At 71.6% G+C, this 11592-nt stretch carries 10 protein-coding genes and 1 pseudogene; 4 read left to right on the top strand and 7 right to left on the bottom strand.

Features of this window, described 5'->3' with window-relative positions:
* Positions 1 to 1550, bottom strand: a 1550-nt coding sequence (locus Q8S40_RS08120; RefSeq protein WP_305669983.1) for an electron-transfer flavoprotein:ubiquinone oxidoreductase, incomplete at its 3' end; no start/stop codon positions are given.
* Between the two features lie 259 nt (positions 1551 to 1809).
* Between Q8S40_RS08120 and Q8S40_RS08125 the strand changes: the two genes are divergently transcribed.
* The 3 genes from Q8S40_RS08125 (at position 1810) to moaB (ending at position 5146) form a co-directional block, all read left to right on the top strand.
* Positions 1810 to 2610, top strand: a complete 801-nt coding sequence (locus Q8S40_RS08125; protein ID WP_371136816.1) for a uracil-DNA glycosylase family protein — start codon at positions 1810 to 1812, stop codon at positions 2608 to 2610.
* A gap of 263 nt (positions 2611 to 2873) precedes the next feature.
* Positions 2874 to 4559 (top strand): lytic transglycosylase domain-containing protein, encoded by a 1686-nt coding sequence (locus Q8S40_RS08130; RefSeq protein WP_305669985.1) that lies wholly within the window; start codon positions 2874 to 2876, stop codon positions 4557 to 4559.
* Positions 4560 to 4606: 47 nt separating this feature from the next.
* Entirely contained in the window at positions 4607 to 5146 is a 540-nt protein-coding gene (gene moaB, locus Q8S40_RS08135) for a molybdenum cofactor biosynthesis protein B (protein ID WP_305669986.1), read from the top strand.
* Positions 5147 to 5168: 22 nt separating this feature from the next.
* Here the strand turns inward: moaB and Q8S40_RS08140 are convergent, their stop codons facing one another.
* The gene (locus Q8S40_RS08140) at positions 5169 to 5333 is read right to left on the bottom strand and encodes a DUF1127 domain-containing protein (RefSeq protein WP_305669987.1); all 165 of its coding nucleotides are present in this window, start codon (positions 5331 to 5333) and stop codon (positions 5169 to 5171) included.
* Positions 5330 to 5842, bottom strand: coding sequence for an RSP_7527 family protein (locus Q8S40_RS08145; RefSeq protein ID WP_305669988.1), 513 nt, complete (start codon positions 5840 to 5842; stop codon positions 5330 to 5332). Before Q8S40_RS08145 ends, Q8S40_RS08140 begins: the two co-directional genes overlap by 4 nt.
* 98 nt (positions 5843 to 5940) lie before the next feature.
* On the opposite strand from Q8S40_RS08145, the gene Q8S40_RS08150 reads away from it, so the two are divergent.
* Positions 5941 to 6867, top strand: a complete 927-nt coding sequence (locus Q8S40_RS08150) for a LysR family transcriptional regulator (RefSeq protein WP_305669989.1) — start codon at positions 5941 to 5943, stop codon at positions 6865 to 6867.
* A gap of 4 nt (positions 6868 to 6871) precedes the next feature.
* Here Q8S40_RS08150 and Q8S40_RS08155 read toward each other — a convergent pair whose 3' ends face one another.
* From Q8S40_RS08155 to Q8S40_RS08170, 4 genes and pseudogenes are all read right to left on the bottom strand, one after another.
* Positions 6872 to 8047 (bottom strand): M20 aminoacylase family protein, encoded by a 1176-nt coding sequence (locus Q8S40_RS08155; RefSeq protein ID WP_305669990.1) that lies wholly within the window; start codon positions 8045 to 8047, stop codon positions 6872 to 6874.
* Between the two features lie 62 nt (positions 8048 to 8109).
* The gene (locus Q8S40_RS08160) at positions 8110 to 8766 is read right to left on the bottom strand and encodes a DUF1028 domain-containing protein (protein WP_305669991.1); all 657 of its coding nucleotides are present in this window, start codon (positions 8764 to 8766) and stop codon (positions 8110 to 8112) included.
* Between the two features lie 24 nt (positions 8767 to 8790).
* Positions 8791 to 9483 (bottom strand): glutathione S-transferase family protein, encoded by a 693-nt coding sequence (locus tag Q8S40_RS08165; protein WP_371136817.1) that lies wholly within the window; start codon positions 9481 to 9483, stop codon positions 8791 to 8793.
* Positions 9480 to 11592: pseudogene (locus Q8S40_RS08170) on the bottom strand (hypothetical protein); the annotation flags it as partial. The gene Q8S40_RS08165 and the pseudogene Q8S40_RS08170, both read right to left, overlap by 4 nt.

The following is an 11592-nucleotide window of genomic DNA, read 5'->3' on the forward strand; positions in this document are numbered from 1 at the left end:
CAGTTCTGCGCGTTGATCACCAGGTGCATCTCGCCATCGCCATTGCCGGCCTCGGCGCCCACCGCCTCATAAACCGCGGCCGGGCAGTAGCGGCTTTCGGGGGAGGCGAATTTCTCCCAGTTCGTGCCTTTCCAGGCGGCCGGGTCGCGCAGCACCAGATGGCTCGGCTGGTGTTCCTCATGGTTGGTGTTGGACAGGAAGACAGAGGAGAGCCGGTCGAAGGTCAGCACGCCATCCGGCTTCGGATAGGCGATCTTCTTCGCCTCCGCCGCAGGCTTCAGCGTCTCGTGGTCGGCATGGTGGCCCCAGGTCCAGGGCGCCTTGCCACGCAGCACATAGGTATCCAGCGCGGCGGCGGCCATGCCGCCCCAGAAGCCGTATTTCGCGAAGCCGGGGCGGATGTTGCGCACGCCCTCCAGCTCCGACCACACCCAGCTGGCCTTCAGCGCGGTCGGGTAGCTCTCCAGCACCGGCGCCGGCGCCTCGCCTGCCAGCGCGGCGGCGATGGCATCGGCGGCCACCATGCCGGACTTCATCGAGGTATGGGTGCCCTTGATCTTCGGCACGTTGAGGAAGCCGGCGGCGTCGCCCACCAGCATGCCGCCCGGGAAGACCAGCTTCGGCACCGCCTGGATGCCGCCCTCGTTCAGCGCGCGGGCGCCATAGGCGATGCGCTTGCCACCTTCCAGGAAGCCGCGCACGGCCGGGTGGGTCTTGAAGCGCTGGAACTCATCGAAGGGCGAGAGCCAGGGATTCGGATAATCCAGCCCGACCACGAAGCCGACCGAGACCAGGTTGTCCCCCAGCATGTACAGCCAGGACCCGCCATAGGTGTCCGAGGACAGCGGCCAGCCGGTGGAATGCCACACCAGCCCCGGCTTGTGCTTGTCCTTCGGGATTTCCCAGAGTTCCTTCATGCCCAAGGCGTAGGTCTGCGGGGCAACTCCGTCGCGCAGGCGAAAAGTTTCGAACAGCATCTTGGCGAGGCTGCCGCGGCAGCCTTCCGCGAAGACCGTGTAGGTGGCGCGCAGTTCCATCCCTGGCTCATAGGACGGGCCCTTGCTGCCATCCTTCTGGATGCCGGCGACACCGGCGATTACGCCGCGCACCTGACCTTCCTCGATGATCAGCTGGGAGGCGGCGAAGCCCGGGTAGATCTCCACCCCCAGCGCCTCCGCCTTGGCACCCAGCCAGCGGCAGACATTGCCGAGGGAGACGACGTAGTTGCCCTCATTGTGCATCTGCGGCGGGGTCGGCAGCTTGAAGCCGCGGGTTTCCGTCAGCATCATGAAACGATCATCGGTGACGGCGGTCGCGAGTGCAGGCGGGTCGTCGCGCCAATCCGGGATCAGCTCATCCAGCGCCCGCGGTTCCAGCACGGCGCCGGAGAGGATATGCGCGCCGATCTCGCCGCCCTTTTCCACCAGGCACACATTCGTGTCCGGCCGGGCCTGCTTCAGCCGGATGGCGGTGGCGAGGCCGGCGGGGCCGCCGCCCACCACCAGCACGTCGAACTCCATCGATTCCCGCTGCTCGGCCCCATCCGACATCACTGTTCCTCCGGCGTTCCTGCTGAGCGACCCTCTGGGAAGGCCGGCGGCTGCGGCTTCGCGCGGGGCCTTTCGTCCTGGGAAGGAGCCGGGCACGGCCGATGCTGGTTGCATCGGCAAGCCTGGGGACGCGCCCGGGGCGGAAAGCCCAGCGAAACCGACCCGCTGGTGTTCTCAAACGGTCTCCCACGGGATGTAGCGTCGCCACCCATTGCGCGGAACCCCGGCGCGGCCCGATATCACGCTCATGCAGGCAGGATTGCGCGAGGAACTGCTGGCCGCGCTGCGGCTGCAGATCGATTGGGGTGTGGACGAGGCGCTGGAGCCCGCGCCGCTCGACCGCTTCGCCGCGCCCGTCGTGCACCCGGACCCGGCGCCAACGGCCGCGATCGCGACGCCCGGCCTGCAGGCCCCGGCTCTACTGGCCGCCGCGCTTCCGGCCATCGCCACGCCGGCGGCGCTTGCCACCGGCCGCGCCGCGGAGGCCGGCAGCCTGGAGGCGCTGCGTGCCGCCATCGCGGAAACCGACAGCCCGCTGCGCGACACCGCCACCAACCTGGTCTTCGCCGATGGCGTGGCGGAATCGGGCCTGATGCTGATCGGGGAGGCGCCAGGGGCGGATGAGGACCGGCTCGGCCGGCCCTTCGTCGGTGTCTCCGGCCAGTTGCTGGACCGGATGATGGCCAGCATCGGGCTGGAGCGGTCGAAGAACTTCTACCTGACCAACATCCTGCCCTGGCGTCCGCCCGGCAACCGCACGCCGACGGATGGGGAGATCGCGCTGTTCCTGCCCTTCCTGCTGCGCCACATCACCCTGGTGCGGCCGCGCCATATCCTGCTGCTGGGCGGCACGCCGGCGAAATCCCTGCTGCGGGCGAAGGACGGCATCACCCGGCTGCGTGGCCGCTGGCACAGCCTGCCGATGGAACAGGGCGCCATCCCGGCGCTGCCCACGCTGCACCCCGCCTATCTGCTGCGCAGCCCGGCGGCCAAGCGCGAGGCCTGGGCCGACCTGGTCCTGCTGCGGCGCACAATCGATGGCGAAGTCGCGGCAGGTTAAAAAAGTTAAATGAGCTTGCGCGGTTAAGGGGCTGATTCAAACCAAACCGGATCGAATCAAGGCAAAGCGCCATAATTCCACGGTTGCCAGGGACTTAGCCAGGCCGGTAGGGGTGGCGCGCCATGCAAGCGCTCTGCCAAATGGCCCGGCGTTCCCCTGCCGCATTTCACCTTCGCCGCACCGCGAAGGCCATGCTGCTGGGGGCGACATTGACGCTGGGGGCTCAGGTCCCTGCCGTCGCGCAACGGGTCGAACAGGCCGCCATGAGCGTTCCGAATCCTGCGGTGCAGGGCCGGGACGCCGGGTTCCCGCAACCCCTAGCGCCGTCGGATGCGGCGCGGCTTCGTCATATCTTCGCGCTGCATGCCCAAGGCGAGCCCACCCAAGCAATGCGGGAGGTGGAGCGGCTGCAGGATCGCCGCCTGGTCGGCCATGTGCTGGCCGATCGCTGGCTGAAGGCCGGCGTGGTGCCGCCCTTGCCGGAGGTGGTGGCCTGGCTGACCGATTTCAGCGACCACCCCGATGCCAACGCCATCCATGCCATCCTGGTACGCCGGGCCCCGCGCGGCATGGCGCTGCCCGCCGCCCCGGCGCAGGAGACATTGTCCGACAGCACCGATGTGGTGCCGGAGGAGCGGGAGCCCATCACCGCCCGCCGCATCACCCGCTACGCGCCGCTGGACCGGACGGTGCGTGAACGGGCGCGCGACGGCAACATCACCAGCGCCCTGGCCAGCATCGAGAGCAGCCGCGCCAGCGGCGCCTATGCGGCGCTGCTGAAGGCGGAGGTGGCGCAGGCCCTGCTGCAACAGGGCCGCGACGAGGAGGCCTTCCGCATCGCCGCGGAGGCTGCGCGGGATTCCGGCGGCAGCGCCTTTCCCGGCTATATCGCGGGCCTGGCCGCCTGGGCGCTGAACCGCCCGGAAGCGGCGCTGGCCTATTTCGAACACGCCGCGCGGTCCGAGATCGCGGCGCCGGCCACCCGCGCCGCCGCCGCCTTCTGGACCGCCCGCGCCGCGGTGCGCGCCCGCCGGCCGCAGGCCTATGTGCCCTGGATGATGCAGGCGGCGCAGGAGCCGCGGACCTTCTACGGCCTGGTCGCCCGCCGTGCCCTCGGCCTGCCCATGGGCTTTGCCTGGGAACGGGAAGTGGCCGGGGCGAACGAGGCCGCCGCCATCGCCGAAACCGCCGGCGGCTGGCGGGCCCTGGCGCTGCTCCAGATCGGCCAGGAAGCGCGGGCCGAGGCCGAGCTGCGGGCGCTGTGGCCGCGCGTGCAGGGCAATGCCGGGGTGGTGCGGGCGATGCTGCTGGTGGCGACCCAGGCCAATATGTCGGACCTGGCTTCCCAGCTCGCGGCGCTGTCGCAATCTGCTGATGGGCGGCCGCGCGATTTCGCCCGCTTCCCGCTGCCGCGGCTGGAGCCGATGCACGGCTTCCGCATGGACCCGGCGCTGGTCTATGCGCTGGCGCGGCAGGAATCCAACTTCAACCCGGCCGCCATTTCCCCGGCCGGGGCGCGCGGCATCCTGCAGATCATGCCCGCCACCGCCAGCTACATCACCGGGGACAGCAGCCTGCGCGGCGCCAATGTCGCGCGCCTGCATGACCCGGCCTTCTCGCTGGAGCTCGGCCAGCGCTATGTCCACTACCTGGCCGGCAACGGCCGGGTGAATGGCGACCTGATCCGGCTGCTGGCCGCCTACAACAACGGGCCCGGCAACCTGTCCCGCTGGCTGCCCGCGGTGCAGCACCGGTCCGACCCCTTCCTGTTCATCGAGAGCATCCCGGTGGGGGAAACCCGCGCCTTCGTGCAGCGGGTGCTGGCCTATTCCTGGATCTATGCCGCACGCCTCGGCCTGCCCTCGCCCTCGCTCGATGCGCTGGCGACCGGGCGCTTCCCGCAATTCCAGGGGGCGCCCGCCGTGGCGGCCATGCTGATCTCGCGCTGAGGCGGCGCTGCGCCTATCTGTGCAATCAGCAGAACGAGGCGCAGCAGATGCCGATTGATGACTCGAAAAGATTCCTGCCGGTTCGGATCGCGGTGCTTACCGTCTCCGACACCCGCGACCTGGCCACGGACCGGTCCGGGGATACGCTGGTCGGGCGCATCGCCGCGGCGGGGCATGAGCTGGCGGCGCGCGAAATCCTGCGCGACGAGGCCGCGCTGATCGAGGCGCAGCTGCGGGACTGGATCGCCGACCCCGCGGTGGATTGCGTCATCACCACCGGCGGCACCGGCATCACCGGGCGGGACGTGACGCCGGAGGCCTTCGCCCGGGTGCTGGAGAAGGAGATCACCGGCTTCGGCGAGCTGTTCCGCATGCTGAGCTATGCGAAGATCGGGACCTCCACCATTCAGTCCCGCGCCATTGGCGGGGTGGCGGGCGGCACCTATCTGTTCGCGCTGCCGGGCAGCACCGGCGCCTGCAAGGATGCCTGGGACGACATCCTGGTGCACCAGCTCGACAGCCGCTTCCGGCCCTGCAACCTGGTGGAGCTGATGCCGCGGCTGCAGGAACATCTGCGGGCGGCGTGAACCGGGAAGACGGCATCCCTGGTCAGGTCTGCCAGAACCACTTGCCGGCCTCCTCGCGCGCCGCCATGCCGGAGACGCCGATATCCTTCACCAACCGGGCGTCCAACTGATCAAGGGCGCGTCGCGTCACATGCCGCTGCCACCACAGCCGAAGCAGCCCGCGCAGCGCCCCGGCCGCCTGGATCATGGCCACCAGCTCCGTCTCGCCATGTCCTCGCGCGGGTCCAGGGGCCGGTTGCGCCCGAGCAGGCCGATGTCGCGCTGCATATGCGTGCCCATCGCCTCCGCATCCTCGTCCCGGTCCCTGGCGCCACGCAGCCGCGCGATCCAACCGCGAAATCCGTGTGCCGGCTTGCCGCCGGGCGGGTCGGTCGGAACTGCGCGGCGGCGGCTGCCGCGCAACCAGCCCCAAAGCGCGCGCAACCCCCGCCGCATCGCCGCGCCGCGCGCCGCGTGGGCGTGGGCCATCAGCGCGTCAACATCCAGGCGCGAGGGGCCGCGCACGGGCGTGTCCTGAAGCCAGGCGGCGTCATAGGAGGTGAGACCGACATCGCGCCGTAGCCGGTCATCCAGGGCGGATAGCTCAGTGCCCTCACGGGCGTGGCGGCGCCTTTCGGCCGTGATGTCCAACAGGATTTGCAGGGCGCGACCGTGCTTTGCAGGGGCGGCGGGGCGCGGGTTCAGCAGCTTCGTCATGGCGGGATCCTCAAGAGATTTCGTTGTCCCCCCTTTCGTATTGCCCTTTGGCCTGACGATAATTAATCGGTATGCTCAGAAACTCCGGACTGTGGCGCATGAATAAGACGGGCTTCTCCGACGAGGCCGCCATCTTTGTTCGGGTGGTGGAGCGCGGCGGCTTCGCGGCGGCCGCGGAAGGCACCGGACTCACGCCCTCCGGCGTGTCCCGCTCCGTGACCCGGCTGGAGGATCGGCTGGGCGTGCGCCTGCTCCAGCGCACCACGCGCCGCCTCGCCTTGACGCCGGAGGGCGAGACGATGCTGGCCCGCGGGCGCGCGATCCTGGCCGCGATCGAGGCGGCGGAGGCGGAGGTGACGGCGGCGCGAGGCCGACCGCGGGGGTTGTTGCGCGTCAACACCGGCACCGCCTTTGCGCGGCATCGCCTGGTGCCACGCCTGGCCGAGTTCCGCGTGCGCTACCCGGAGGTGACGCTCGAACTTTCGGTGAATGATCGGCGGGTGGATCTCATGGCCGAGCAGATCGACATCGCCATCCGCACCGGCCGGGTGGATGACAGTTCACTCATCGCGCGGACGCTGGAGACGGACCACCGCGTGATTTGCGCCAGCCCCGCATATCTCGCGCGGCGCGGCACGCCGGTGACGCCCGAAGATCTGGCGCGGCATGATTGCCTGGTGCTGCACGGCTTCTCCCGCCTGGCGGAATGGCCCTTTCTGCAGGGCGGGCGTGTGGCGCAACGCAGCATCACGCCTGCCATGACCTGCGATTCGGTGGAGGTGCTGCGCGACATGACCCTGGCCGGCCTCGGCATCGTGCGGCTCGCCGGTTTCCTGCTGCGCGACGCGCTGGAGGAAGGCCGCCTCGTGCCCCTGCTTGCCGCGCACCATGTCCCGGAGCCTGTGCCCATCACGGCGCTGATGCCACCTGGCCGACAGCATCTGCCCCGGGTGCGCGCCTTGCTGGACCTGCTGACGGAGGGTCGGCCTACACCGCCCGGCGCGGCGAACGCGCCAGGCGGATAAGGCGCTACCCCCGCTTCAATTCCTGCTCCACGATGCCGGCGAAGAAGCTGGCGCCGATCGGCAGCAGGTCGTCGTTGAAGTCGTACTGCACGGTATGCACCGGGGCGCGGCCCTTGGTGCCGGCGGCCTGGCCGAGCTTGATATAGGCACCCGGCTTCTCCAGCAGCATGTAGGAGAAGTCCTCCGCGCCCATCACCGGCGGCATGTCGCGGCGCACCTTGCCCTCGCCCAGGATGCCGGCGCAGATGCGCGCGGCGAGGCGGGCATTCTCCGCATGGTTGACGGTGGGCGGGTAGCCGCGCTGGTAGGTGAGTTCCGCCACCGCATCATGGGCTGCCGCCGTCGCCTCCACCACGCGGCGCATGGTGGCCTCGACCAAGTCGCGCACGGCGGGGTTCAGCGTGCGCACCGTGCCGTTCAGCATCGCCTCGTCCGGGATGACGTTGCCGGCGGTGCCGGCATGGAATTGCGTGGTGGAGATCACGGCCGATTCCAGCGGATCGACGCGCCGCGCCACGATGGTCTGCAACGCACCGACGATCTGCGCGCCGACCACGATGGGGTCGATGCCGCCATGCGGCCGCGCGGCGTGGCCGCCCTTGCCGCGCACGATCACGGTGAAGCCGTCGGCGGCGGCCATCATCACATCGTCGCGGATATCCGCCTCGCCGATCGGCAGGGAGGGGTCGTTGTGCATGCCGTAGACGCTGTCGCAGGGGAAGCGCGTGAACAGGCCCTCATCCATCATCACCTTGGCGCCGGCGCCGCCTTCTTCCGCGGGCTGAAAGATGAAATGCACCGTGCCGTCGAAGTTGCGCGTCTCCGCCAGGTATTTCGCAGCGCCGAGCAGCATGGTGGTGTGGCCGTCATGGCCGCAGGCATGCATCACGCCAGGCGTGGTCGAGGCGTAGGGCAGGCCGGTCGCCTCCGTCATCGGCAGCGCGTCCATATCCGCACGAAGGCCGATGCTGCGGCCGGACGCGCCATTGCCGCGCAGCACGCCGACCACGCCGGTTGTCGCGATGCCGGTGTGCACCTCGATCCCCCAGCCGGCCAGCAGCTTCGCCACCTGGGCGGCGGTGCGGTGTTCCTGGAAGCGCAGCTCCGGATGCGTGTGCAGGTCGCGGCGCCACACCTCCATCTCCGGCTGCATCGCGGCGATCCGGTTGTTGATCGGCATTTTTGGGACCTTTCAGAATGGGTGGCGAGGCGGGACGCCCGGGCTGGCGCGGGACCGCAAGCTTACAGGGCGATGGCGTCGTCGGGGTTGAGCACGCGGACCACATAGGCATCGACCAGCGGGGCGTACTCCTCCCACAGCGCGCGCAGCGCCGGGATGGGCTGGGCATGGCCATCGGCGCGCAGATCGACCAGCGCGAAATCATGCGCGCCGAACACCAGCAGGCTGGCCGAGCGGACATCGCCATGCTCGCCGCCCGCCGCCTCCCCGGCCTCCAGCCCGCGTACCAGGCGCTCCGCCAGCGGCAGGTCCGGGTTTGCCAGGAAGCCGGCCACCATCGCCTCCGGCACCTGTGCGCTGGACAGGATGTTGCCGATGGCGACCACGTCGGGGCCATGCGCCGCGCCATGTTCCGGCTTCACCCGCGCGCCGTGGAAATGCGCCGTGCGCCCCGCCGCATCGATCGCCGCCAATTGCCGCCAGCCATGATCCGGCGTGGAGGCGACCAGCGCCGCCACCGTCTCCGCCGCCGAGCAGCCGGAGCGCAGCAGGGCGATGCCGCGCGGGCCGAGCCTGGGGTCGGTGCGATGCTGCGTCAGCACCGCGCCCACGCCCGGCGCCACCGCATGCACCCGCGCGCCGACAGCAAGGGAGGATGTGGTGGCCGCGGCACCGAACTGGCCGGTGCGGGCACAGCGGCCGATCAACGAGAAGGTCATTGGTGTCCCTCAATCAAAGCCCGGTCAGTCAAAGCCGGGGGCGGCGCGGGCGATGCCGCCATGCAGGTCCAGCATGCGCTGCCGCCATGCCTCCACCGGGTCGTCTTCCGCCAGCAGCCGGAGCGGGCTGACGCAGCGTGCCCATTGGAAGCCGCCGAAGATGATGGCGTCCGCATACAGCGGCGCATCGCCGCCCAGGAAGGCTTGCGTCCGCAGCACCATCCGCAGCGGGAGCAGGCTCTGCCGGAACCCCTCCAGCTTCGTCTCGCGATCCGCCTGCACGGCTTCCAGCGCCATGCCGAATCGCGCTTCGCGGCTTTGCCGGAAATAGGCGGCATCCTCGGGGGCGAGCACCTTGGCGATGTCCGCCACCACCATGCGCGACAGGCCGGCATGCAGCACCGCATCGCCCCAGGCATTGATGAAGCGCGCCAGGGCATGGCCGCCCGGGCCGCCGAACAGGCTGGGGCGGTCGGGGTAGGCCTGTTCCAGATATTCGGCGATGGCCCAGCTATCGGCGATGACGCGATCGCCATCGACCAGTACCGGCACCTTGTCGCAACCCAGGTCCCCGAGGACCTGCTTCTCGGTGAAGCGCCAGGGAATCGGCTCCACCGGCAGCCCCTTCATCGCCAGCGCCATGCGCGTGCGCCAGCAATAGGGGCTGAAGCGCCGCGCCGGGTCGGCGCCGGCCAGGTCATACATCCGCAGCGTCACCGCAATTCCTCCCTCTCGCCCCGCAGCACCGCAGTGGCACCCTCCGGGTCGCCCAGTTCAATCATCCGCGCGGCAATCACCTGCCGTTCCGACGCATCGGCCTGGCTGGCGCGGGTCCGCAGCGCGGCGAGCAATTCGGCGCGGCGGCCCTGGCGGGCCAGCAGCGCCTCGTAGCGCGCCTGCCAGCCTTCCCCCAGCGTGGCATCCGACAGGCGCCGCAGCATCGCCTGCGAATCCTGCGGCGCGGCGGCCAGCACCAGGAACAGCGCCTGCTCCCGCTGGGCGCGGTCCAGCTTCGGCAGCAGGTCGCGCAGCGCGGCCTCTCCGGCGGCCACACCCTCGCCGCGCAGCCGGGCCAGCACCAGCGCCGGGCCGAAGCGGGCGGCATCGCCCTCCGCCCGCGCCGCCAGCAGCGGCGCCGCCGCGGCGGGGGCCAGCACCGCGACCAGCGCCAGCCTTGCGGTGCCGGCCTCATCGCGGGCCTCCGCCCCGCGCAGCAGGCGCGGCACGGCGGGGTGTTGGGCAGCGCCGAGCAGGGCGCCCGCGCTGGCCACTTCCGGCGCCGCCGCCAGCAGCCGCACCACGCGGTCGGCCGCCGCAACCTCCCCGGTCCAGCCCAGCAGGTTCAGCGCGCCGGTCAGGCTGCCGGCACCGAGCGGCCGGGCTAGGGCGGCGGTCACGGCCACTTCCTCCGCCGTCCAGCCTTCGGGCAGGTCGGGCAAGGCGCGCAGCGCGGCCGCGGCGGCATCGGCCATGCGGCTGGCGCGGCGCTGCGCCGCCAGGGTCAGCGTTTCCGCCAGTGCGGCGGCGGAGGCGGTGCCACCGCCGGCCAGGAATCGCGCCACATCCTCCAGCCGGTTCTCCGCCAGCGCCAGGCGCAGCCAGGCCTCGCCGGCGATCGGGCCGGAGCCGCGCAGCCGTTCCAGCAGCGGCAGGGCGGCGGCACGGCGGGCGGGCAGGGCGGCGAGTTCGGCGAACAGGCGGATGGTCAGCGGTGCGGGGTCGGGCGCCTGCACCTCCCGCCGCAGCCGGTCATGCGCCGCCTGGTCCAGGCCCAGCTCGCGCAGCACGGCGGCCACGCCGCGCGCGCCTTCCACCGAGGATGGGGGCTGTTCCACCGCCTGCTGCGCGAAACGCCGCGCCGCCACCCGGTCACCACGCGCCAGCGCCACCACCGCCGCGCCATCCGGCCGTGCGGCCAGGCGGGCCGGGTCGATGCGCTGGAACAGGGCAGGGTCCCGCGCCAGGCGCGCGGCTTCATGCAGCCGCATCGGCAGCGCGGCGGGCCAGGATTCGGGTGGCAGCAGGGCGGCGACGGCGAAGGCTTCCTCGACCTGCCCCTCCCGCAAGGCGAGGTCGATCAGCAGGGCGCCACCACCTTGCGGCAGGCCTTCGGTCGCGCGCAGCGCCATCAGCCGGGCCAGCGCGCCACCGGCCCAGCCGGCGCGGGCCTCGGCCTCGGCCAGCGCCAGGGCGATGCGCGGGCTGGCCTGTTCCTCCGCGGGCAGGCCCTCCAGCAGGAACAGCGCCAGGTCGGGGCGGCCATCGCCCATCAGCACCCGGCGCAGCGCCTCCATCAGATCCGGCGCCACCTGCGCCAGCAGGCCGCCCATCGGCCGCATCGCGCGGGCCGGGTCCGGCAGCCGCGCCGCCGCCTGCATGGCGCGCAGCGCGAGTTCCGGCGTCGGGCTGCGGCCCAGCGCGGCGAGCAGCCCGGCGAAGGCGCCCGCGGCATCGCCCGCCTCCATCCGCAGCGCGGCCAGGCGCAAAGCTTCCTCGTCCGTGGTCGCGCCGAGGGCGGAAAGCCGTTCCAGCGCGGCGCGGGCCGCGGCGGCATCGCCGGATTCGGCGCGCAGGCCCATCGCTTCCCGCAATGCGGCGGGCTCGCCGGTCAGCACGTGCAGGCGTTCCAGCACGGCGGCGAGCTGAAGCGGGCGGTGGCTGGCGCGAAGCTGTTCCGCCAGCCGGCGCAGCGCCGCCGGGTCGTCCGGCCGGGCGGCGGCGGCGCGTTCCAGGCCGGCGGTCAGGCGGTCTTCCGCCGGGCGCAGCGCATCGGCCTGGCGCAGCGGCGGCGGTGCGGCGGGCGGCGGCAACAGGGTGGCGGCGGCC

It is taken from the genome of Falsiroseomonas sp., from assembly GCF_030695085.1.
GTDB lineage: Bacteria > Pseudomonadota > Alphaproteobacteria > Acetobacterales > Acetobacteraceae > Falsiroseomonas.

What these genes read in the sequence shown, in the direction of transcription:
- Q8S40_RS08130 (WP_305669985.1), top strand. Translation starts at nt 2,874, where the DNA reads ATGAGCGTTCCGAATCCTGCGGTGCAGGGCCGGGACGCCGGGTTCCCG.
- moaB (WP_305669986.1), top strand. Translation starts at nt 4,607, where the DNA reads ATGCCGATTGATGACTCGAAAAGATTCCTGCCGGTTCGGATCGCGGTG.
- Q8S40_RS08140 (WP_305669987.1), bottom strand. Translation starts at nt 5,333, where the DNA reads ATGATCCAGGCGGCCGGGGCGCTGCGCGGGCTGCTTCGGCTGTGGTGG.
- Q8S40_RS08145 (WP_305669988.1), bottom strand. Translation starts at nt 5,842, where the DNA reads ATGACGAAGCTGCTGAACCCGCGCCCCGCCGCCCCTGCAAAGCACGGT.
- Q8S40_RS08150 (WP_305669989.1), top strand. Translation starts at nt 5,941, where the DNA reads ATGAATAAGACGGGCTTCTCCGACGAGGCCGCCATCTTTGTTCGGGTG.
- Q8S40_RS08155 (WP_305669990.1), bottom strand. Translation starts at nt 8,047, where the DNA reads ATGCCGATCAACAACCGGATCGCCGCGATGCAGCCGGAGATGGAGGTG.
- Q8S40_RS08160 (WP_305669991.1), bottom strand. Translation starts at nt 8,766, where the DNA reads ATGACCTTCTCGTTGATCGGCCGCTGTGCCCGCACCGGCCAGTTCGGT.